General features: G+C 74.5%; 15 protein-coding genes. 13 read left to right on the top strand and 2 right to left on the bottom strand.

Going from position 1 to position 21,820, the window contains the following annotated elements:
• The first annotated feature begins 14 nt into the window (after positions 1-14).
• On the top strand, positions 15-920 hold the full coding sequence (locus ACWGKU_RS10375) for an NAD kinase (protein WP_401048625.1): 906 nt from the start codon (positions 15-17) through the stop codon (positions 918-920).
• 145 nt (positions 921-1,065) lie between these two features.
• Here ACWGKU_RS10375 and yczR read toward each other — a convergent pair whose 3' ends face one another.
• Positions 1,066-2,565 carry a MocR-like transcription factor YczR gene (gene yczR, locus ACWGKU_RS10370; protein WP_401048627.1) on the bottom strand — a complete coding sequence of 500 codons (1,500 nt, stop codon included), beginning with the start codon at positions 2,563-2,565 and terminating at the stop codon, positions 1,066-1,068.
• Between the two features lie 210 nt (positions 2,566-2,775).
• Here yczR and yczE point away from each other — a divergent pair, with 210 nt between their 5' ends.
• From yczE to ACWGKU_RS10355, 3 genes are all read left to right on the top strand, one after another.
• Positions 2,776-3,396: a membrane protein YczE gene (yczE, locus tag ACWGKU_RS10365; RefSeq protein WP_452180575.1), complete on the top strand. Its 621-nt coding sequence runs from the start codon at positions 2,776-2,778 to the stop codon at positions 3,394-3,396.
• An 88-nt stretch (positions 3,397-3,484) separates the two neighbouring features.
• Entirely contained in the window at positions 3,485-5,218 is a 1,734-nt protein-coding gene (gene recN / locus ACWGKU_RS10360) for a DNA repair protein RecN (protein WP_452180576.1), read from the top strand.
• A gap of 165 nt (positions 5,219-5,383) precedes the next feature.
• The gene (locus ACWGKU_RS10355) at positions 5,384-6,562 is read left to right on the top strand and encodes a glycosyltransferase family 4 protein (RefSeq protein ID WP_452180573.1); all 1,179 of its coding nucleotides are present in this window, start codon (positions 5,384-5,386) and stop codon (positions 6,560-6,562) included.
• Positions 6,563-6,585: 23 nt separating this feature from the next.
• On the opposite strand, the gene ACWGKU_RS10350 is transcribed toward ACWGKU_RS10355, so the two are convergent.
• On the bottom strand, positions 6,586-8,586 hold the full coding sequence (locus tag ACWGKU_RS10350; protein ID WP_452180574.1) for a glycoside hydrolase family 15 protein: 2,001 nt from the start codon (positions 8,584-8,586) through the stop codon (positions 6,586-6,588).
• Positions 8,587-9,304: 718 nt separating this feature from the next.
• On the opposite strand from ACWGKU_RS10350, the gene ACWGKU_RS10345 reads away from it, so the two are divergent.
• The 9 genes from ACWGKU_RS10345 (at position 9,305) to ACWGKU_RS10305 (ending at position 21,675) form a co-directional block, all read left to right on the top strand.
• The gene (locus ACWGKU_RS10345) at positions 9,305-10,984 is read left to right on the top strand and encodes a CTP synthase (RefSeq protein WP_359899194.1); all 1,680 of its coding nucleotides are present in this window, start codon (positions 9,305-9,307) and stop codon (positions 10,982-10,984) included.
• Between the two features lie 134 nt (positions 10,985-11,118).
• A complete protein-coding gene (locus ACWGKU_RS10340; RefSeq protein ID WP_380546813.1) occupies positions 11,119-11,766 on the top strand; it encodes an NUDIX domain-containing protein in 648 nt (215 codons plus the stop codon).
• Positions 11,767-12,086: 320 nt separating this feature from the next.
• The gene (locus tag ACWGKU_RS10335) at positions 12,087-14,390 is read left to right on the top strand and encodes an AAA family ATPase (protein WP_452191401.1); all 2,304 of its coding nucleotides are present in this window, start codon (positions 12,087-12,089) and stop codon (positions 14,388-14,390) included.
• A 260-nt stretch (positions 14,391-14,650) separates the two neighbouring features.
• Positions 14,651-15,766 (top strand): alanine dehydrogenase, encoded by a 1,116-nt coding sequence (ald, locus tag ACWGKU_RS10330; RefSeq protein WP_359899199.1) that lies wholly within the window; start codon positions 14,651-14,653, stop codon positions 15,764-15,766.
• A gap of 426 nt (positions 15,767-16,192) precedes the next feature.
• Positions 16,193-17,260, top strand: a complete 1,068-nt coding sequence (locus ACWGKU_RS10325; RefSeq protein WP_030245868.1) for a ParA family protein — start codon at positions 16,193-16,195, stop codon at positions 17,258-17,260.
• Between the two features lie 41 nt (positions 17,261-17,301).
• Complete coding sequence (locus ACWGKU_RS10320) at positions 17,302-17,886, top strand: hypothetical protein (RefSeq protein ID WP_401053129.1); 585 nt, start codon at positions 17,302-17,304, stop codon at positions 17,884-17,886.
• 563 nt (positions 17,887-18,449) lie between these two features.
• On the top strand, positions 18,450-19,328 hold the full coding sequence (locus ACWGKU_RS10315; RefSeq protein WP_452179665.1) for a segregation and condensation protein A: 879 nt from the start codon (positions 18,450-18,452) through the stop codon (positions 19,326-19,328).
• Between the two features lie 386 nt (positions 19,329-19,714).
• The gene (gene scpB, locus ACWGKU_RS10310; RefSeq protein WP_452179675.1) at positions 19,715-20,308 is read left to right on the top strand and encodes an SMC-Scp complex subunit ScpB; all 594 of its coding nucleotides are present in this window, start codon (positions 19,715-19,717) and stop codon (positions 20,306-20,308) included.
• Between the two features lie 62 nt (positions 20,309-20,370).
• On the top strand, positions 20,371-21,675 hold the full coding sequence (locus tag ACWGKU_RS10305) for a pseudouridine synthase (RefSeq protein WP_452179666.1): 1,305 nt from the start codon (positions 20,371-20,373) through the stop codon (positions 21,673-21,675).
• The last annotated feature ends 145 nt before the right edge of the window (positions 21,676-21,820 follow it).

Genomic DNA, 21,820 nt, shown 5'->3' with positions numbered 1-21,820 from the left:
GAGAGGGCAGCGGCATGAGCGATGAAGAACGTACGGTCTTCCTGATCGCGCACACGGGCCGGGAGGCGGCGCTGCGCAGCGTCGAGGCCCTGGTGCACGGGCTGCTGAAGGCGGGTCTTCGGATCAGACTGCTGGAGACCGAGGCGGTCGACCTGGACCTGCCGGAGGGCGTCGAGAAGATGGCGGAGGGCCCCGGGGCGGCGGACGGCTGCGAGCTGATCCTGGTGGCCGGCGGGGACGGGACGCTGCTGCGCGGGGCGGAGCTGGCGCGCTCGCACGGGCTGCCGATGCTCGGGATCAACCTGGGCCGGGTGGGCTTCCTCGCCGAGGCCGAGCGGGACGACCTGGCCGTGGTGGTGGAGCGGGTGGTGGACGCGGACTACGAGGTCGAGGAGCGGATGACGATCGATGTCATCGTCCGCACCAACGGCGATGTGGTCCACGAGGACTGGGCGCTGAACGAGGCCTCGATCGAGAAGGCGGCGCGGGAGCGGATGCTGGAGGTGGTGACCGAGGTGGATGGCCGCCCGGTCTCCAACTTCGGCTGTGACGGCGTGGTGTGCGCGACGCCGACCGGCTCCACCGCGTACGCGTTCTCCGGCGGCGGGCCGGTGGTGTGGCCGGAGGTGGAGGCGCTGCTGATGGTGCCGATCTCCGCGCACGCGCTGTTCGCCCGCCCGCTGGTGACCTCGCCGGAGTCGGTGCTGGCGGTCGAGGTGCAGCCCAAGACGCCGCACGGTGTGCTCTGGTGCGACGGGCGGCGTTCGGTCGAACTGCCCGCCGGGGCGCGGGTGGAGGTCCGTCGGGGCCGGACTCCGGTGCGGCTGGCGAGGCTGCACCGGGCGCCGTTCACCGACCGGCTGGTGGCCAAGTTCGCGCTGCCGGTGACGGGTTGGCGCGGCCGGGCCGGCCACTGCTAGCACCTCCCGGCAGGAGACCCGCCCACCGGCAGGCCGGTGGGCGGCCGGTCGCGGCTCGTCCGGATGCGCCGAGGCCGGTGCGCGCCAGGGGCTTTCGCCTGTCCCGGGGCCGCGCACCGGCCGATCGCATGTCGCTGACGAGCTGTCAGACCGCCAGCGGCTGGGCCTCGTCGGCCGGTTCGAGCCGTCCGTCGGCCGCCGCCTGGGCGGCCAGGGCGGCGAGGCGTTCGACGGCGGCGGGGACGGTCGCGGCGGGCACGGTGACCGGGAGACGGATATGGTGCTCGAAGGCGCCGTCCGAGCCGAAGCGGTTGCCCGAGGCGATCCGGACCCCGCCGCGCTCCCCGGCCCGGGCCAGCGCGGCGCCGGACAGGCCGCCGGTGGAGACCCACAGCGAGAGACCGCCGGTCGGCATGGTGAAGCTCCAGTCGGGCAGCCGTTCGGGCAGCGCGGCGGCGAAGGCCCGCGCGGTGGCCCGCAGCCGGGTCAGCTGGTGCTCCCGGACATCGGGCAGCAGTTCGCCCAGCAGTTCGGCGGCGATCAGCTGGTCCAGCACCGGGGTGCCGACGTCGCTGTAGACCCGCTCGGTGGCCAGTCGGCGCACCAGCGCCGGCGCGGCCCGGACCCAGCCGATCCGCAGACCGCCCCAGAGCAGCTTGCCCGCCGAGCCGACGGTGACCACCTGGGCGGAGCGGTCCAGTGCGGCCATGGGGCGCGGCAGCGGGGTGGAGGGCGGGACGCCCCAGCCGAGTTCGGCGGTGGTCTCGTCCGCCAGCACGATGCTTCCGGCGGCCCGGGCGGCGGCCAGCAGTTCGCGGCGCTGTTCCTCGTCGATCAGGGTGCCGGTCGGGTTGTGGAAGTCCGGGATCAGGTAGGCGACCTTGGGGCCGGCGCCGCGCAGCACCCGCCGCCACTCGTCGAGGTCCCAGGTGGGCCGCGGAGTCCAGGCGTACGGCACCGGGACCAGGCGCGCACCGGCCAGCCGCAGCGCCTGCAGGGTGTTCGCGTAGCTGGGCGCCTCGACGGCGACCCGGTCGCCGCGGCCGATCAGGGCCCGCTGGAGCAGGTGCAGGGCGCCCATGGCGCCGGTGGTGATCAGGATCTGGTCGGGGGTGGTGGGCAGTCCGCGCTCGGTGAAGCGGCGGGCGACGGCCTCGCGCAGCACCGGGACGCCGGTGGGGTAGTGGCCGTGTCCGGCGGCGTAGTGCGGCAGTTGTTCGACGGCCCGGGCGGCGGCCTGGCCGACCCAGGGCTGCGGGGCGGGCGGGGCGGCGACGCCGAGGTCCAGCATGCGGCTCTGCTCGTCCGGCGGGACGGGGTGCAGGGCCTCGCTGGGTGGCGGGGCGCCCTCGGGCAGGGCGGTCCAGCTGCCCGCGCCGCGCCGGCTGCGCAGGTAGCCGTCGCCGCGCAGGGTCTCGTACGCGGTGGCGACGGTGGTGCGGCTCATCGCGAGGGCGGTGGCCAGCTCGCGTTCGGCGGGCAGCCGGGCGCCGACCGGCAGCCGGCCCTCGGTGACCAGCAGCCGGATCTGTCCGGCCAGGGTGCGGTAGGCGGGGCGGCGGGCGGCGGCCGGCTCGGGGAGCCGGGCGGTGGCGAGCAGCCGCGCCAGGGCGGGCGGGGTGACGGTGGTGTGCCAGTCGACCATGGCTGAATAAGTCCACTTGCTAGAGATTGGCCCTGGAGAAGGCCGCTTTGGACTGGCCATCATGGCAGGGCGGCCGTGCCGGCCGCCACCACCGGGTGTCCCGGTGGTGCAGCACCACCGCAGGAGCAAGCCTTGGCCACCACGACCACACCGACATCGGCCGCCACCACCACCCCCGCACCGGCCGCCGGGCGGAGCCTCGCCGTCCGGGTGTTCGGCGACACCCACGCCCTCGGCCGCCGGATACCGCAGCTGTTCGCCGGCCTCGTCCTGTACGGCGTGAGCATGGCGCTGATGCTCCGCTCCGGCCTCGGCCTCGACCCCTGGGACGTCCTGCACCAGGGTCTGCAGCGCACCGTCGGGCTGTCGGTCGGCGCCTGGGTGACGATCTGCGGCGCCCTCGTCCTGCTGCTGTGGATCCCGCTGCGCCAGCGCCCCGGCCTGGGCACCGTCGCCAACGTGCTGCTGATCGGCGCGGCCATGGACCTCACCCTGCGGGTCGTCGGCGGCCCCGGCGCCCTGCCCGCCCGGATCGCGCTGTCGGCCGGGGCGATCGCCCTCAACGGCCTGGCCACCGGCCTCTACATCGGCGCCCGGCTCGGCCCCGGCCCGCGCGACGGCCTGATGACCGGCCTGCACCGGCGCACCGGCCGTTCGCTGCGACTTCTCCGGACCGGCATCGAGGTGACGGTCCTCACCGCCGGTGTGCTGCTCGGCGGCACCGCCGGGGTCGGCACCGTCGCGTACGCGCTGGCCATCGGCCCGATGGCGCAGCTCTTCCTGCGCTGGTGCACCGTGCCGGTGGCCGCCGAGGACTCCCGGAAGGGATGAACTTCCGGGCACGGAGTTGCCGCGCGCCGTTGTCGTTCGTCGCGCGCCGGGGGCGGAACCTCGTAAGGTCGTCTCCGTGTTGGACGAGATGCGGATACGGGATCTTGGGGTCATCGACGACGCGGTGGTCGAACTCGCCCCCGGCTTCACCGCCGTGACCGGTGAGACCGGCGCCGGAAAGACCATGGTCGTGACGAGCCTGGGCCTGCTGCTCGGCGGCCGCGCCGACCCGGGCCTGGTGCGCAACGGCACCGGACGCGCCGTCGTGGAGGGCCGGCTGGAGCTGCCCGCCGACTCCCCGGCGGCGGCCCGCGCGATCGAGGCGGGGGCCGAACTGGACGACGGCGCGCTGCTGATCAGCCGGACCGTCTCCGCCGAGGGCCGCTCCCGGGCGCACGTCGGCGGCCGGTCCGTCCCGGTCGGGCTGCTCGCCGAGCTCGGCGAGGACCTGATCGCCGTGCACGGCCAGACCGACCAGCAACGCCTGCTGCGCCCGGCCCGCCAGCGCGGCGCGCTGGACCGGTACGCGGGCGCCTCGGTGGCCAGGCCGCTGGCCCGCTACCGGGAGACCTACCGCGTCCTGCGCGAGGTCTCCGCGACCCTGGAGGAGCTGACCACCCGGGCCCGCGAGCGCGCCCAGGAGGCCGATCTGCTGCGCTTCGGCCTGGACGAGATCGCCGCAGCCGAGCCGGTGGCCGGCGAGGACGCGGAGCTGGCCGCCGAGGCCGAGCGGCTCGGCCACGCCGACGCGCTGTCCTCCGCCGCGACCCTGGCCCACGCCGCCCTGGCCGGCGACCCGGTCGACCCGGAGGCGCTGGACGCGGGCACCCTGCTCGCCCAGTCCCGCCGGGCCCTGGACGCCGTGCGCCATCACGACGAGCGGCTGGCCGCCCTGGCCGACCGCCTCAACGAGGTCGGCTACCTGCTCGCCGACGTGGCCGGCGACCTGGCCGGCTACGCGGACGACCTGGACGCCGACCCGGTGCGCCTGTCCGCCGTCGAGGACCGCCGGGCCGTACTGGCCCAGCTGCTGCGCAAGTACGGCGGCGAGGAGAACTCGCTCGCCGAGGTGATCGCCTGGGCCGAGGCCGGGGCGGTGCGGCTCGCCGAACTCGACGGCGACGACGACCGGATCGACGAGCTGGGCGCCCGGGAGACCGAGCTGCGGGCCGAGCTGGCCGAGCTGGCCGCCGAGGTCTCGCGGGCCCGGCACGCCGCGGCCGGACGGTTCGCCGAGGCGGTCTCCGCGGAACTCGCCGAACTGGCCATGCCGCACGCCCGGGTGACCTTCTCGATCGGCCAGGTCGACGACCTGGCCGGGATCGAGGTCGGCGGGCGCACCGTCGCCTACGGTCCGCACGGCGTGGACGAGGTGGAGGTGCTGCTGGCCCCGCACCCGGGCGCCCAGCCGCGCCCGATCGCCAAGGGCGCCTCCGGCGGTGAGCTGTCCCGCGTGATGCTCGCCGTCGAGGTGGTCTTCGCGGGCGCCGACCCCGTCCCCACCTACCTGTTCGACGAGGTGGACGCGGGCGTCGGCGGCAAGGCCGCGGTCGAGATCGGCCGCCGGCTGGCCAAGCTGGCCGAGTCCGCCCAGGTCGTGGTGGTCACCCACCTCCCGCAGGTCGCCGCGTTCGCCGACCGGCACCTGGTGGTGGTGAAGACCAACGACGGCACCGTGACCCGCAGCGGCGTCAAGGTGCTGAACGACGAGGAGCGGGTGCGCGAACTCTCCCGGATGCTGGCCGGCCTGGAGGACTCGGAGCTGGGCCGCGCCCACGCCGAGGAGCTGTTGGCCGCCGCGCGGGCCCCGCGCCGCCGGTAGCCGGCGCCGGCGGCCCCCTCGGACACCGGCGACGCGCCCGGTGGCGCCGACTGTCCAAGAGGGCCGCCGACCTGGCATGGTGGCGCCTGGACACTGGCTTTCCAGCCCCGAGCGCCGCCGGGCGGGCAATCCTCGCGAGGCGGCGCGCGAACCTGATCGAGTCGGATGCGAGACGACGTGGACCATTCCGCCGCCCGGGCCACCGCGGCCGTCCCCGAACCGGGGCAGCTGCACGTGGTACTCGTCCTGGCCGCCAGCACCGGCGGCATCGGTGCGCACGTGCGCTCCCTGGCCCAGGGCCTGGTCGCGCACGGAGTGAACGTCACGGTCTGCGCGCCGGCCGGCGCGGACGCGCTGTTCGGCTTCTCCCGCACGGGTGCCAGGTTCCACACCGTCGACATCACCCCCACCGCGGGCGCCCGCAGCGACGCCACCGCGATCGGCGAGCTGCGCCGGGCCTTCACCGGCGCTGACGTGGTGCACGCCCACGGGCTGCGCGCCGGGCTGCTGTCCGACCTGGCGCTGCGCACCGCCGGCCGCTTCCCGGGCCTGCGCCCGGAGACCCCGCTGGTGGTCACCTCGCACCACGCGCTGCTGGCCACCGGGATGGAGCGCCGGCTGCAGCGGCTGATGGAGCGCCGGGTGGCGCGCGCCGCCGACCTGGTTCTCGGCGCCTCCTCCGACCTGGTCGCCCGGGCCCGCGAACTGGGCGCCACCGACGCCCGGCTGGGCCCGGTGGCGGCCCCGCCGATGCCCGAGGGGCAGCTCGCCCGCACCGAGGCCCGTGCCGCGCTGCTCGGCGCGGACCCGGACCGCCCGCTGGTGCTGGCGGTCGGCCGGCTCGTCCCGCAGAAGGCCTTCGGAGTGCTGCTGGACGCCACCCGGGAGCTGTCCGCGCTGGACCCGGAGCCGCTGGTACTGCTCGCCGGGGACGGCCCGGAGGCGGGCGTGCTGCGCGAGCGGACGGCCGCGGAGAAGCTGTCGGTGCGGTTGCTCGGCTACCGCACCGACGTGCCCGACCTGCTGGCCGCCGCCGACGTGGTGGTGATCTCCAGCCGCTGGGAGGCCCGCTCGCTGGTGGTGCAGGAGGCGATGCGGGCGGGCGTGCCGGTGGTCGCCACCGCCGTCGGCGGCATCCCCGAACTGGTCGGCGACGCCGCCGTACTGGTGCCCCCCGGCGACCCGGCGGCGCTCGGTCTCGCGGTGCGTGCCCTGCTGGCCGACCCGGCCCGCCGCGAGCAGCTGGTGACGGCCGGCCGGCAGCAGGCCGAGACCTGGCCGGACGAGGCCGCCACCGTCGCCCAGGTGCTCAGCACCTACGACGAGCTGGTGCAGCGCGGCTAGACCGGCTCCCGGACGGTGGCCCGCTAGACGGTGGCCCGCTCGACCCGGTCGGCGGCCGGGCCGTCCGGCTGGGCGGACAGGTACGCGGCGCCGCAGGCCGTCAGCCGCAGGGCGGTGTCGATCAGCGGGACGTGGCTGAAGGCCTGGGGGAAGTTGCCGACCTGGCGCTTGAGCCGCGGGTCCCACTCCTCGGCGAGCAGGCCCAGGTCGTTGCGCAGCGCCAGCAGCCGGTCGAACAGTTCGCGGGCCTCCTGCACCCGGCCGATCATGGCGAGGTCGTCGGCCAGCCAGAACGAGCAGGCCAGGAAGGCGCCCTCGTGGCCGGAGAGGCCGTCGACGTTGTTGCCGCTCTCGTCGTGGGTGGGGTAGCGCAGGACGAAGCCGTCCTCGGTGGACAGTTCGCGCTGGATCGCCTCGATGGTGCCGATGACGCGCTTGTCGTCCGGGGGCAGGAAGCCGACCTGGGGGATCAGCAGCAGCGAGGCGTCCAGCTCCTTGCCGCCGTAGTACTGGGTGAAGGTGTTGCGCTCCGGGTCGTAGCCCTTCTCACAGACGTCCGCGTGGATTCGGGTGCGCAGCGCGCGCCAGCGCTCCAGGTGGCCGGTGGTGGGCTCGTCGTCGGGGGTCTGCTCCAGGAGTTTGATGGTGCGGTCGACGGCGACCCAGGCCATCACCTTGGAGTGGACGAAGTGCCGGCGCGGGCCGCGGACCTCCCAGATGCCCTCGTCCGGCTCCTGCCAGTGCTCCTCCAGGTAGTCGATCAGGCGCAGCTGGAGGTGGTGGGCGTGGTCGTTGCGGACCAGGCCGGTCATGTGGGCCAGGTGCAGGGCCTCGACGACCTCGCCGTAGACGTCGAGCTGGAGCTGTCCGGCGGCGCCGTTGCCGACCCGGACGGGCTGGGAGCCCTCGTAGCCGGGCAGCCAGTCCAGCGAGGACTCGGTGAGCTCGCGCTCGCCGGCGATGCCGTACATGATCTGGAGGTTCTCCGGGTCGCCGGCCACCGCGCGCAGCAGCCACTCGCGCCAGGCGCGGGCCTCCTCGCGGTAGCCGGTGCGCAGCAGGGAGGAGAGGGTGATGGCGGCGTCGCGCAGCCAGGTGTAGCGGTAGTCCCAGTTGCGTTCGCCGCCGATGTCCTCGGGCAGGGAGGTGGTGGGGGCGGCGACGATGCCGCCGGTGGGGGCGTAGGTGAGGCCCTTGAGGGTGATCAGGGAGCGGATCACGGCCTCGCGGTAGGGGCCCTGGTAGGTGCACTGGTCGGCCCACTCGTGCCAGAAGTCGGCGGTGGCGTCGAGCATCCCCTCGGCGTCCGGGGGCCTGGGCGGGTCGAGGTGGGAGGCCTGCCAGGTGAGGGCGAAGGCGATCCGCTCGCCGGCGGTGACGGTGAAGTCGGCGTAGGTGGTGAGGTCGCGGCCGTAGGTCTCGGCCTCGCCGTCCAGCCAGACCGAGTCGGGGCCGGCGACGGCGACGGTGCGGTGGCCGCCGTCGGCCTGTTCGACGCGGTGCACCCAGGGCACGATGCGGCCGTAGGAGAAACGCATCCGCACGGCCGAGCGCATCCGCACGGTGCCCGTGACGCCCTCGACGATCCGGATCACCTGGGGGACGGCGTCCTTGCCGGCCAGCGGGCGCGGCGGCATGAAGTCGATCACCCGGACGGTGCCGCCGTCGGTGTCCCACTCCTGCTCCAGGACCAGCGAGTCGCCCCGGTAGCGGCGGCGGTCGGCGGGCACGGCGGGGGCGGCGGCGGTGGGCGGGGGCACCCGCAGGTCGGCGGTGTCGGCGATGCGGGCCCGGCCCGCGTCGGCGGGGGGCGTGGCGGCGGCCGGCACGGGGACCTCGGTCAGGACGGCCTCGGCCGGGCCGATCCGCCAGAAGCCGTGTTCATCGGTGCCGAGCAGGCCGGCGAACACGGCCGGCGAGTCGAAGCGGGGAAGGCAGAGCCAGTCCACCGCCCCGTCCCTGCTGACCAGGGCAGCGGTCTGCATGTCCCCGATGAGTGCGTAGTCCTCGATACGGCCGGCCACGTGGATCTCCAGTTCGCAATGTGGTCAGGGCATCGGCGAGCGGAGGGAGCGAGCGGTCTGCGGGGCCGGAGGTCCACCCCGGGACGTCCGGCCTGCCGGGGGTGGTGGCAGGCCTTGCTGGAGTGTCCGCGGGGCTCGGTCGAGCCCCTGGAGTGGGTGGGGATGGGCTGGAATACGGGGAGGTCCGGTCGCGCATCGGGGACCGGGAGTGTCCTGACCCTCCCACGCCCTCCGCGTGCTCGTGCTGTCGGCGATGCGTCCGAGCAGCTTACGACGGACGAAAGGGGCGAAGCACGCGGGCGCAGCCCGGTGTGGCGCCGCAATTCGGCGGAAATGCCGTGCATCGCGAGGGCGCGGCGCAGGATGGTCCGGAAGGATCACCTCCGGCTGGTCCGGCCGGATGAGCCGTGATGGTCCGGACGGATACCGCGCTCTGGCCCGGTCCGGCGGGTTGTGCGACCGGTGTGAAATATGTGGCGCGTGATGCGCCGGTGGTGCGCCCCGCGCGCGCCCCCGATGCGGCGCGCGCGGCCCGGAACGGCGTCCGGGTCCGGTCGCTGATACCCTGGTATCCCGTGGACCGGCGGGATCAAACGCCCCGGACCAGCCGAACCGACGACCCAACGAGCGCCGCGCACCGAGCCGGCCTCCGTCGCCCGGCGAACCCCGAGCCTCCCGCCCACGTCTGCTTCGACACGCGACCCACGGGAGCCCCCTCTTGGCACAGCCCCATTCCGGCAAGGCAGCGAACGGCCGCGCCGTGACGACCAAGCACCTCTTCGTCACCGGGGGTGTCGCCTCTTCTCTCGGAAAGGGGCTCACCGCCTCCAGCCTCGGCGCGTTGCTCAAGGCCCGCGGCCTGCGCGTGACGATGCAGAAGCTCGACCCGTACCTCAACGTGGACCCGGGCACGATGAACCCGTTCCAGCACGGTGAGGTGTTCGTCACCGACGACGGCGCCGAGACCGACCTGGACATCGGCCACTACGAGCGGTTCCTGGACACCAACCTGCACGGCTCGGCGAACGTCACCACCGGCCAGGTGTACTCGACCGTCATCGCCAAGGAGCGCCGCGGCGAGTACCTGGGCGACACCGTCCAGGTCATCCCGCACATCACCAACGAGATCAAGTCCCGGATCCGCCGGATGGCGACCGAGGACGTCGACGTGGTGATCACCGAGGTCGGCGGCACCGTCGGCGACATCGAGTCGCTGCCGTTCCTGGAGGCCGTCCGCCAGGTCCGCCACGAGGTCGGCCGGGACAACGTGTTCTTCGTGCACGTCTCCCTGCTGCCGTACATCGGCCCCTCGGGCGAGCTGAAGACCAAGCCCACCCAGCACTCCGTCGCCGCGCTGCGCAACATCGGCATCCAGCCCGACGCGATCGTGCTGCGCGCCGACCGCGAGGTCCCGCAGGCGATCAAGCGCAAGATCTCGCTGATGTGCGACGTGGACGAGGAGGCCGTGGTCGCGGCCATCGACGCCAAGTCGATCTACGACATCCCCAAGGTGCTGCACGGCGAGGGCCTGGACGCCTACGTGGTGCGCCGCCTGGACCTGCCGTTCCGCGATGTGGACTGGACCACCTGGGACGACCTGCTGCGCCGCGTCCACGAGCCGCAGCACATCGTCAAGGTCGCCCTGGTCGGCAAGTACATCGACCTGCCGGACGCGTACCTGTCGGTGACCGAGGCGCTGCGCGCCGGCGGTTTCGCCAACAACGCCCGGGTCGAGATCAAGTGGGTCACCTCGGACGACTGCGAGACCCCCGAGGGCGCCCGGGCGCAGCTCGGCGACGTCGACGCGATCTGCATCCCCGGCGGCTTCGGCGACCGCGGCGTCAACGGCAAGGTCGGCGCGATCACCTTCGCCCGCGAGAACAAGGTCCCGCTGCTGGGCCTGTGCCTGGGCCTGCAGTGCGTGGTCATCGAGGCGGCCCGCAACCTGGCCGGCCTGCCGGAGGCCAACTCCACCGAGTTCGACGCCGCCGCCAAGCACCCGGTCATCTCCACGATGGCCGAGCAGCTGGCCATCGTCGACGGCAAGGGCGACCTGGGCGGCACCATGCGCCTGGGCCTGTACCCGGCCAAGCTCGCCGAGGGCTCGATCGTCCGCGAGGTCTACGACGGCGAGCAGTACGTCGAGGAGCGCCACCGCCACCGCTACGAGGTCAACAACTCCTACCGCGCGGACCTGGAGAAGACCGGCCTGGTGTTCTCCGGCCTCTCGCCCAAGGGCGACCTGGTCGAGTACGTCGAGTACCCGCGTGAGGTGCACCCCTACCTGGTGGCCACCCAGGCCCACCCGGAGCTGAAGTCCCGCCCGACCCGCCCGCACCCGCTGTTCGCGGGCCTGGTCAAGGCGGCCATCGAGATCAAGACCGCGGCCTCCGAGTAGTCCCCGGTCGTTGCGGTCGGCTGTCGTCGGCCGCGGTCGTCGACAGCGCTCGTTCACCGGACGGCGGCCCCGCGATTCCCGCGGGGCCGCCGTTCGGCGTTAGATTGTGTCGTACTGACGAAAAGGGGAGAGCGATGGACGAGCAGGGCCGCCAGGGGATCTTCGACGTGGCCGAGGAGTGGGAGGTCCGGGAGAGCGGAACGCCGTTCCGGGGCAAGGTCACCGGGGTGCGCAGCGAGGAGGTCCGGATGCCCGACGGCAGCTGGGCGCGCCGCGACTACCAGACCCACCCCGGCTCGGTCTCGGTGCTCGCCCTGGACGACGAGCAGCGGGTGCTGGTGCTGCGCCAGTACCGCCACCCGGTGCGCCAGCGGCTGTGGGAGCTGCCGGCCGGCCTGCTCGACGTGCCCGGCGAGAACCCGTGGCGCGCCGCGCAGCGCGAGCTGTACGAGGAGGCGTACTGCAAGGCCGGCACCTGGCGGATCCTCGCCGACTACTACACCTCCCCGGGCGGCACCGACGAGGCGCTGCGGATGTTCCTGGCCACCGACCTGGCGCCGGCCGAGGGCGAGCGCTACGCGGCCGAGGGCGAGGAGCAGGAGATCGAGGTCGCCTGGGTGCCGGTGCCGGAACTGATCCGGCTGATCCAGGCCGGGAAGCTGCACAACCCGACCCTGGTCACCGGCACCCTCGCGGTGCACGCCGCGCTCACCGGCCCGGACGGGCTGGACGCGCTGCGCCCGGCGGACTCGCCCTGGCCGGCCCGTCCCTTCGAGGCCTGAGGCGGTCCCGGCGGGTTCCGGGGTGGCCGGTTGGGCTCCGGGGCGGGGCGGGGTGGTCGGTCCGGGGTGGTCGGTCCGGGTCCGGGGTGCAGACGGGGGACGAGAGGGCCGGTCGGGGGACAGCCGGGCGCCGTGCGTTGAGTCGTTGGGGTGATTTGCCGATTCGTACGACCGGATGTCACCTCGGCTGAGCCGGACGGTCGAACTACGCTTCGCAGACAGGGCGCCCGTCCCGGGCCGCCTCCGCTGAGCTCCGGAGGCTGGGCACCGGATGCCGAGCGTCGGATGCCGAGCGCGCGATGACGTCGGGAGTGGCACGGGTGGCGAGGAAGACGGCGACGATGGACCCCGGCCCCGGCGCGCCCGCCGGGGCCGTCCCGGGCCTTGAGCGGCTGCCGGCCGGGCCCGCGCTGTTCGTCGGGCGGCGCGCCGAGCTGGCCGCGCTGCGGGCGGCCGCCGCCCGCCCGGCGAGCGGACGCTGCCCGGTGCTGGTGCTGGCCGGGCGTCCCGGCTCCGGCCGGACCGTGCTGGCGGCCCGCTTCGCCCGTACCGTCGCCGCCGACTACCCGGACGGCGTGCTGTTCGTACGGCTGTCCGCCCCGGACGGCGGCCGGGTGCCGCCAGCCCGGGCCGCCCGGCTGCTGCTGGAACAGCTCGACCCGCAGGCCGTCGTGCCGCTGCCCGGCGCCGGCGAGGACGGGCGGGACGAGCCGGGCTGTGCGGCGCTGCGCGAGGCGCTCGCCGGGCTGCGGGTGCTGCTCGTGCTGGACGACGTCCGGGACGCCGGGCAGGTGTGGCCGCTGCTGGCCGACGAGCCCGGCTGCCTGGTGCTCGCCACCACGGCCGGACCGCTCACCGGGATCGAGGACATCGACCCGGTGATCCTCGGCGGGCTGGACCGGCAGGCCTCCGGCGAGCTGCTGGCCGACCTGGTCGGCGGCACCCGGATCTCCTGCGACCCGGTCGGCGGTGCCGACCTGGCCGAGGCCTGTGCCGCCCGGCCGGCCGCGCTGCGGCTGATGGCGGGGTGGCTGCGCGGGAACCCGAAGATCGCGGTCACCGAGGCGGCGCGCGAGCTCAACCGGGTGGTGGGGGAGGAGACGACGGTCACGGCGACTTCGGTGGACCCTGCCGGGGGCGCCGGGGTCGAGGAGAAGGACAGGCAGAAGGAGAAGGAGAGGGAGAAGCAGAAGGGGCCGGGCAGGGCACCGGGGAAGAGGGAAGGGGAGCGGGAGCGGGCGGCGAGGTCCTCCGGGGCTGCTCCGGCCGGGGCCGCCGGGGCCGCTGGTGCCACAGGGGTGATGGGGGCCACAGGGGCGGTCGGGGCGGCGTCGGGTCCGTCGGGCAAGCAGGGGGCCGGCAAGCCCGTCCCGGGGAAGGCGGTCCCGGGGACGGGGACGGCGGCGGCGCAGGGCCGGGCCGGTGAGTCCGCTCCCGGTGCCGGTGCGGCTGTCTCTCGCGGTGCCGGTGCCGCTTCCGCTGCCGCGGTGACGGAGTCGGCCGGTGATCCGGCGGCCTGGGTGAAGCCCGGCCCGGAGCCGGCCGAGCCGGTGCCCGTCCCCGACAACGACCCGCTGCTCGGCGCGTTCACCCTGCTGTACCGCGGGCTGCCGGCCGCCCAGGCGCGGATGCTGCGCACCCTCACCCTGGCCCCGGCGCAGACCGCCGACCCGCGCACCGCCTCCGCGCTGGTCGGTTGCCCGGTACCGGACGCGGCCGTGACGCTGGCCGCGCTCGCCGAGCGGGAGCTGCTCGGCGAGGAGGCGCCGGCCGCCGACGGCACCGCGCGCTACCGGGTGCCCGGGCGGCTGTACCCCCGGCTGGTCCGGCTGCGCGAGCAGGAGGACCGGCCCACCGAGACCGAGCTCGCCCGGGCCCGGCTGCTGGAGCGGATGGTCCGGCTCACCGAGTCGGCCCGCGCGCTGCTCGACCCGGCGGTCGGCCCCGTCCCGGAGCCGCTGCCCGCCCCGCTGCGGCTGCGGTCGGCCGCGCACGCCCGCGAGTGGCTGCTCGGCGAGCGGGAGCTGCTGCTCGGCGCGGTGGCCGACGCGATCGGCCAGGGCGACCTGGACGGTTCGGCCGGGCGGCTGGTCACCGCGCTGCTGCGGACGCTGCCGCTGACCGGAGCCGCCGCCCCCACCGACCTCTACCGGCTGCACGAGCTGGTGCTGACCGTCGCCGAGCGCGCCGGCCGGCCCCGCCGGGCCTCGGCCGCACTGCTCAACCTGGGCGACCTCCAGGCCTCGGCGGGCCGCTGGGAGCCGGCCGCCGTCCACTACCGGGCCGCCCTGGAGCACGCCCGAAGGGCCGACGACGAACCGCTCTGCGCCCGCGCTCTGGAGAGCGCCGCCAACTGTCACCGGGCGCTCGGCGACGCGGTGCGGGCCGCCGACTGGTACGGGAGGGCGCTCGGCCTGCGGCAGGCCCTCGGGGACCACGCGGCCGAGGCCCGGCTGCTGGCCCGGGTGGCCGAGGCGCACACCGCGCAGCGCCGTTTCGACGAGGCCGACCGGGAGTACCGGGCCGCGCTCGCGGTGCTGCGCCGGCTGGGCGACGAGCGGGGCCGGGAGGCCGTCGGCGGGGCCCTCGCGGACCTGCGGGAACGCGTGGATGCCGGGTGGTGATAGGCATTTCGGAGGTATTGTCGAAGATGCCTGGTTGGGACGTCTTTGGCGGGTAAGTCGCAGGGGAAGCCTACGAACCTGCCAATGTGTGCGGGAAAATTATTCACTTTGGAAGGCTGACACGCCGACTGGGCTTCATTACACTCGGACTCAGTCGCGCAGCGATCCCGCCCCGGGCTGCCCCGGAGGCTTCCCCACGTGCGCGTCGCCCACCGGTCTTCTCCGGTCGGGACCCCCATGGCAAGAGGACGTGTTTAGCCGTGAAGGTCGGCATCCCCCGCGAGGTCAAGAACCACGAGTACCGCGTGGCCATCACGCCCGCCGGCGTGCATGAGCTGGTCCGTAACGGACACGAGGTCTACATCGAGGACAACGCCGGTGTCGGCTCCTCGATCCCGAACGAGGAGTACGTGGCCGCCGGCGCCACCATCCTCCCCACCGCCGACGAGGTGTGGGCCACCGCCGACCTGCTGCTGAAGGTCAAGGAGCCCATCGCCTCCGAGTACCACCGGCTGCGCAAGGGTCAGACCCTCTTCACGTACCTCCACCTGGCGGCCGACCGGGCCGGCACCGACGCGCTGGTCGCCTCGGGCACCACCGCCATCGCGTACGAGACCGTGCAGCTGTCGAACGGCGCGCTGCCGCTGCTCGCCCCGATGTCCGAGGTCGCGGGCCGCCTGGCCCCGCAGGTCGGCTCGTACCACCTGATGCGCCCGGCCGGCGGCCGCGGCACCCTGCCGGGCGGCGTGCCCGGCACCCACCCGGCCAAGGCCGTCGTCATCGGCGGTGGCGTCTCGGGCTGGCACGCGGCCACCATCGCCGTCGGCATGGGTTACGAGGTGACCCTGCTGGACCGCGACATCAACAAGCTGCGCGAGGCCGACCGCATCTTCGGCACCAAGGTCAAGACCATCGTGTCGAACGCCTTCGAGCTGGAGAAGGCCGTCGTGGAGGCCGACCTGGTCGTCGGTGCCGTGCTGATCCCGGGCGCCAAGGCCCCGAAGCTGGTCACCAACGAGCTGGTCTCCCGCATGAAGCCGGGCTCCGTGCTCGTCGACATCGCCATCGACCAGGGCGGCTGCTTCGAGGACTCGCACGCCACCACGCACGACGACCCGACCTTCACGGTCCACAACTCGGTCTTCTACTGCGTGGCCAACATGCCGGGCGCCGTCCCGAACACCTCCACCTACGCGCTGACCAACGCCACCATGCCGTACGTGCTGGAGCTGGCCAACCGCGGGTGGAAGGAGGCGCTGCGTCGCGACGAGGCGCTCGCCAAGGGCCTGAACGTGCACGAGGGCCAGATCACCTTCCCGGCCGTGGCCGAGGCCTTCGGTCTGGAGTCGGTCTCCCTGGAGAGCGTGCTCGCCTGAACCCCCTGACCGCCCGGCGGTCGTTCGCCCCCGACCCGATCCCTTCGGGCCGGGGGCTTCGCCGTGCCCGTGATCAGCGGGTGGACCGGGCAGGTCGCTCTGTCGTCAATATCTGTCGGTCACGTCACCCGCCCGCAGAAACGTTGGGGCCGGTGACCCTCTCATCCCTTGACAGCAGCCCGCTCGATACTCGACACATCCTGCCCACTACCGTGGATTGTGTTGCTGCGAACGCCTTGAACGGCCTAGAGTCGCAAACCGTCGGCATGCTGCCACGCTGACGAATCGACATAGAGTCCTGGATGACCCAAGGAGGTAAGACGACTTGTGAATGAGTCGACAATTGCTCCCGGGGGTGGTCAGCCAGGACTGGCGGAGCTCACCGCCGGCCAGCCGAGTGAGGAGTCCGGGGCCCGGCAGCCCTCCGTGGGCTCGGCCGAGGTCGGCTCGGTCGCACTCCGTACTTTCGAAGCACGCCAGAACACAGCACAGGTGACCACGGTGACCGATCACGACGCCGACTTGGCGGCCTACGGCCTGGCCTACGGCGAGTTCGCCTACGGCGCCTACGACGACCCGGACGCCGAGTACGAGCCGGACCCGGAGTACGCCGCCACGCTGGCCCCCGACGCCGCGCGGCAGCGCCGCGAGCGGGTCGGCCCCACCGGCCGTCCGCTGCCGTACTTCCCGATCCCCGCGCCGGTCGCCGAGCACGGCCCCGCCCAGATCATCGCCATGTGCAACCAGAAGGGCGGTGTCGGCAAGACCACGTCGACCATCAACCTGGGCGCGGCGCTGGCCGAGTACGGCCGCCGGGTGCTGCTCGTCGACTTCGACCCGCAGGGCGCGCTCTCGGTCGGCCTCGGCGTCAACCCGATGGAGCTCGACGTCACCGTCTACAACCTGCTCATGGAGCGGGGCCTGACGGCCGATGAAGTGCTGCTGAAGACGGCGGTCCCGGGAATGGACCTGCTGCCCTCCAACATCGACCTCTCCGCCGCCGAGGTCCAGCTGGTCAGCGAGGTGGCCCGGGAGTCCGCGCTGGCGCGCGCCCTGAAGCCGCTGCTGCCCGACTACGACTACGTCATCATCGACTGCCAGCCCTCGCTGGGCCTGCTGACGGTCAATGCGTTGACGGCCGCTCACAGCGTGATCGTCCCGCTGGAGTGCGAGTTCTTCGCGCTGCGCGGTGTCGCGCTGCTGACCGAGACCATCGAGAAGGTGTGCGAGCGGCTCAACCCCGAGCTGCGCCTGGACGGCATCCTGGCCACCATGTACGACTCGCGCACCGTGCACAGCCGCGAGGTGCTGGCGCGCGTCGTCGAGGCGTTCGGCGAGCACGTCTTCCACACCGTCATCGGGCGGACCGTGCGCTTCCCGGAGACCACCGTCGCCGGCGAGCCCATCACGACGTACGCGACCAACTCGGTCGGTGCCGCCGCCTACCGCCAGCTCGCCAGGGAGGTGCTCGACCGGTGCCGCCCCGCCGAGTGAGTCTCCCGGGTGCCGACGAGCTGTTCCGGACCACGGGAGGGATGGCGCTGTCGCCCTCCCTCGCGCCGCGTCCGGCCGCCGAGGCAGCCAGACCGGAGACCGCGCGGACCGTCAACGGCCAGCCGGACGGCGCCGAGGGCACCGAATCCGCCCAGGGCGTCCAGGACGACCGGCAGGTGACGCCGGGGCAGCAGGCGCCCGCCTCGGTGCCGGCGCCCGCGCAGCCGCCCGTCCAGCGCTCCGGCGCGACCGTCGGGCCCGTGGCCGCAGGCGCCGCCGGGGCCGGGAAGACCGTCCAGGGCGGCCGCGGAGCCGGTTCCGCCCCGGCGGCCCGGACGCACCAGGGCGCCGCCGAGGAGCAGCCCGGTGCCGCCGGACGCGCCCGGCCGCGCGGCCGCGCGCCGCGCCGGCCCACCGGGCGCGAGCGGCACGACGAGAAGATCACGGTGTACGTGTCCGCCGAGGAGCTCATGGACCTGGAGCACACCCGGCTGGTGCTGCGCGGCGAGCACGGCCTGGCCGTGGACCGCGGGCGGATCGTCCGGGAGGCCATCGCGGTCGTCCTGGCGGACCTGGAGCAGCGCGGCGAGGCCTCGATCCTGGTTCGGCGCCTGCGCGGCCGGTAGGCGGCGCGGAAGGGCGGCCGGCCGTTGGCGCCGGGCGTCGAGGGGGGCGGTCCGTACCGCCGGCTTCGTGGGGGCGGTTCGTACCGCCGGGTGTCGAGGGGCCGCGGGCCCGGCGTGGGGAGGCCGCCGGGCGGGTGGCGTGGCACCGCAGGCGCGCGGGCGTCGGAGGGGGCGCGGAGCGTCGGGAAGGCGCCGAGGGGCGCGGGGTGGGGCCGGGGCGGGGTCCCGGTGTCCGAGGACCGTGTCGGGCTCCGGAGGGGCGTTCCCGGGGATCCGGGGCCGGTCTACGGGTCGGCTGCTGCGCCGAGGGCCTCGTACGGGCCCGGGTGCGCCGGGCGGAGGCCTCGTGGAAGGCGGGCGGAAGGCCGGCGGAGGCTGGTCCGGGGCCCGGCGGAACGGCGTGTCGGTGGGCCCGAGGCCGGGCCGGGGGCGGGGCCGGGTGAAGATGGACCGTCATGCCCAGTACCGCCGAAACCGCTGAAACCGCTGAAGCCGCTGAAGCCTCCGGAACCTCCGAACCACCGGCCGCCACCGCCGCGAGCGCGACCGTCACTGCTACCGCCATGAGCGCGACCGCTACCGCTGCTGCCGTGAGCGCGGCCGAGAACGAGTCGCGGGGCGGCTTCCGGGTACGGCTGGACAACTTCGAGGGCCCCTTCGACCTGCTGCTCAGCCTGATCGCCAAGCACAAGCTGGACGTCACCGAGGTGGCGCTGGCCACCGTCACGGACGAGTTCATGGCGTACATCCGGGCGATGGGCCCGGACTGGGACCTGGACGCGGCGACCGAGTTCCTGGTGGTGGCCGCCACCCTGCTCGACCTCAAGGCGGCCCGGCTGCTGCCCGTGGCGGAGGTCGAGGACGAGGCGGACCTGGCCCTGCTGGAGGCCCGGGACCTGCTGTTCGCACGGCTGCTCCAGTACCGGGCGTACAAGCGGGCGGCCGCGCTGTTCGGCGAACGCTGGGCGGCCGAGCTGCTGCGCCGGCCCCGGAGCGCCGCCCTGGAGCCCCGGCACGCGGAACTGCTGCCGGAGGTCGTCATCAGCGTCGGGCCCCAGCGGCTCGCCGAGCTGGCGGCCAAGGCGATGGCGCCCAGGCCCGCGCCGGTCGTCTACGTGGACCACATCCACACCCCGCCGGTGAGCGTGCGCGAGCAGGCCTCCCTGGTGGTGGGGCTGCTCACCGAGCTGGGCGAGGCCTCGTTCCAGCGGCTGGTCGAGGACGCGCCGGACGACCTGGTGGTGGTCGCCCGGTTCCTGGCGCTGCTGGAGCTGTACCGGGAGCGGGTGCTCGCCTTCGAGCAGCCGGAGGCGCTCGGCGAGCTGGTGGTGCGCTGGGTGGCCGAGGAGGGCCGGGTGGCGGTCGAGGTCACGGACGAGTTCGACCGGCCGGCGGGCGAGGGCGGCGGGGTCGGCGAGGGCGAGGAGGGCGAGCGCCGATGAGCGGCGGGAACGAGGGCGGGCGGCCGGTGCGGCGCCCGCTGGGGCTGCCCGGGCAGCCGCGGGCCGAGGAGTGGCTGGAACCGGCCTTCGAGCTGCTGCCGGAGCCGGTGGACCCGGTCCGGCCGGTGGAACCCGCGGAGCGCGTGCAGCGCGCTGAGCGTGTCGAGCCGGTCGAGCCTGCGGCGCCGGTCGAGCGTGCGGCGCCGGTCGGGCTGGTGGAGTCGGGGGAGCGCGCCGGGCCGGTGGAGCCCGCAGTACCCGAGGGATCGGCGGGGGGTGGGGCGGTGGCGGAGGCCCGTCTCGTGCGTCAGAAGTCGGCCCAGCCGACTTCCGGTGCCGAGGGGGCCGCCGACGCCGGGCTGAGGGCCGAGCTGGAAGCCGTCCTGATGGTCGTCGACGAGCCGGTGGCGGAGGAGCGGCTGGCAGGGGTGCTGGAGCGGTCCCGGGCCGAGGTGGCGGCCGCGCTGCGGGAGCTGTCCGTCGAGTACACGGCCCAGGGCCGCGGTTTCGACCTGCGGCTGGTCGCGGGCGGCTGGCGGTTCTACAGCCGGGACACCTGTTCCGCGGCCGTCGACCGCTTCCTCCTGGACGGCCAGCAGGCCCGGCTCAGCCAGGCCGCGCTGGAGACCCTGGCGGTGATCGCCTACCGGCAGCCGGTGTCCAGATCGCGGGTTTCCGCCGTCCGCGGTGTGAACTGTGACGGCGTGATGCGTACCCTGGTACAGCGAGGACTGGTGGAAGAGGCCGGATCCGAGCCCGAAACAGGTGCGATCCTGTATCGGACGACGAACTACTTCCTGGAACGGATGGGGCTCCGCGGCCTGGACGAGCTGCCGGAGCTTGCTCCCTTCCTGCCCGAGGTCGACGACGTGGAAGCGGAGTCCCTGGAGGGCACGATGATCGCGGAGGCGGTCGCCGCCGCTGCCGCGCAGGCCGCGGACGGCAGTGGCGAGGCCGATCGGGCCGGGCCCGATCGGTAGGGGGCGGTGAGGTCGGCCGAAACGACCGCACATCCCAGACGGAACGACGTACGGACACTTTGATGCGTAGCAGTGGCAACGGCAGGAACAGCAGCGGCGGCGGGAGCGGTCGCGGCGGGCAGGGCGGGGGCCGGGGCGGCAGCTCCTACGGCGGCGGCAGCAGCGGCGGCGGCTCGGGCGCGCGCGGGGGTTCGGGCGCGCGCGGAGGTTCGTACGGCGGCGGCGGTGGCCGCGGCGGCTCCGGCTCCGGCTCGGGGTCGGGCTCGTACGGCGGCGGTGGCCGGGGCGGCTCCGCTTCGGGGTCGGGCGCGCGCGGCGGCTCGTACGGTCGTGACGACCGGCGCGAGGGCCGCCGGGACGACCGGCGTGACGACCGCCGCTACCCGGACCGCCCGCTGCGGCCCGAGGAGCGCAAGTACGACCGCCCCGAGTACGGCGGCGGCCCCAACGCCACCCCGGCCCGCGGCGGCTACACCGGCCGGCGCCCCGGCCCGGCCCCGCGCCCGCGCCGTGAGGGCCAGCCCGCCCCGGGCGACCCGCGCCGCCAGCCGCAGCGCTCGCGCGAGCTGCAGGCCAAGATCGAGGACGCCGTCCTCGCCCGGCACGACAAGCCGGCCGTCAAGCTGCCCAAGACCTTCGGCGAGCCCGAGGGCGAGCGCCTGCAGAAGGTGCTGGCCCGGGCCGGCGTCGGCAGCCGCCGCGCCTGCGAGGAGCTGATCGAGCAGGGCCGGGTCGAGGTCAACGGCAAGCGCGTCACCGAGCAGGGCAAGCGGGTCGACCCGCAGAACGACGAGATCAAGGTGGACGGCCTGACCGTCGCCACCCAGTCCTACCTGTTCTTCGCGCTGAACAAGCCGGCCGGCGTGGTCTCCACCATGGAGGACCCGGACGGCCGCCAGTGCCTGGGCGACTACGTGACCAACCGGGAGACCCGGCTGTTCCACGTCGGCCGGCTGGACACCGAGACCGAGGGCATCATCCTGCTCACCAACCACGGCGAGCTGGCCCACCGCCTCACCCACCCGCGCTACGGCGTGACCAAGACCTACCTGGCCGCCATCCAGGGCCCGATCCCGCGCGACCTGGGCAAGCAGCTCGCCAAGGGCGTGGAGCTGGAGGACGGCTACGCCCGTGCCGACAGCTTCAAGGTGATCTCCAACGTCGGCAAGAACTACCTGGTCGAGGTGACCCTGCACGAGGGCCGCAAGCACATCGTCCGCCGGATGCTGGCCGAGGCCGGCTTCCCGGTCGAGAAGCTGGTGCGCACCCACTTCGGCCCGATCGCCCTGGGCGACCAGAAGTCGGGCTGGCTGCGCCGCCTGACCAACCCGGAGGTCGGCCAGCTGATGCGCGAGGTCGGCCTGTAGGCCGTCCCCGTCCGCTCTGCCGGAGCCCCCGGCCGCACGTGCTGCGGCCGGGGGCTCCGGCGTTCCCGGGGGATGCCGGGCCGGGGCGCGCGGGTGTCGATGTGCGGGTGTCCACGTGTGGGGTGTGTGCGGGCGGGCGCTGCGA

The organism is Kitasatospora sp. NPDC054768 (assembly GCF_053612025.1).
Note: the sequence above shows the minus strand (reverse complement) of the source record. Positions and strands in the feature narration are given on the sequence as shown.

Coding starts and splice junctions, on each gene's coding strand:
- ACWGKU_RS10375 (WP_401048625.1), top strand. CDS start 15: ATGAGCGATGAAGAACGTACGGTCTTCCTGATCGCGCACACGGGCCGG.
- yczR (WP_401048627.1), bottom strand. CDS start 2,565: ATGGTCGACTGGCACACCACCGTCACCCCGCCCGCCCTGGCGCGGCTG.
- recN (WP_452180576.1), top strand. CDS start 3,485: ATGCGGATACGGGATCTTGGGGTCATCGACGACGCGGTGGTCGAACTC.
- ACWGKU_RS10355 (WP_452180573.1), top strand. CDS start 5,384: ATGCGAGACGACGTGGACCATTCCGCCGCCCGGGCCACCGCGGCCGTC.
- ACWGKU_RS10340 (WP_380546813.1), top strand. CDS start 11,119: ATGGACGAGCAGGGCCGCCAGGGGATCTTCGACGTGGCCGAGGAGTGG.
- ACWGKU_RS10320 (WP_401053129.1), top strand. CDS start 17,302: ATGGCGCTGTCGCCCTCCCTCGCGCCGCGTCCGGCCGCCGAGGCAGCC.
- ACWGKU_RS10315 (WP_452179665.1), top strand. CDS start 18,450: ATGAGCGCGACCGCTACCGCTGCTGCCGTGAGCGCGGCCGAGAACGAG.
- scpB (WP_452179675.1), top strand. CDS start 19,715: ATGGTCGTCGACGAGCCGGTGGCGGAGGAGCGGCTGGCAGGGGTGCTG.
- ACWGKU_RS10305 (WP_452179666.1), top strand. CDS start 20,371: ATGCGTAGCAGTGGCAACGGCAGGAACAGCAGCGGCGGCGGGAGCGGT.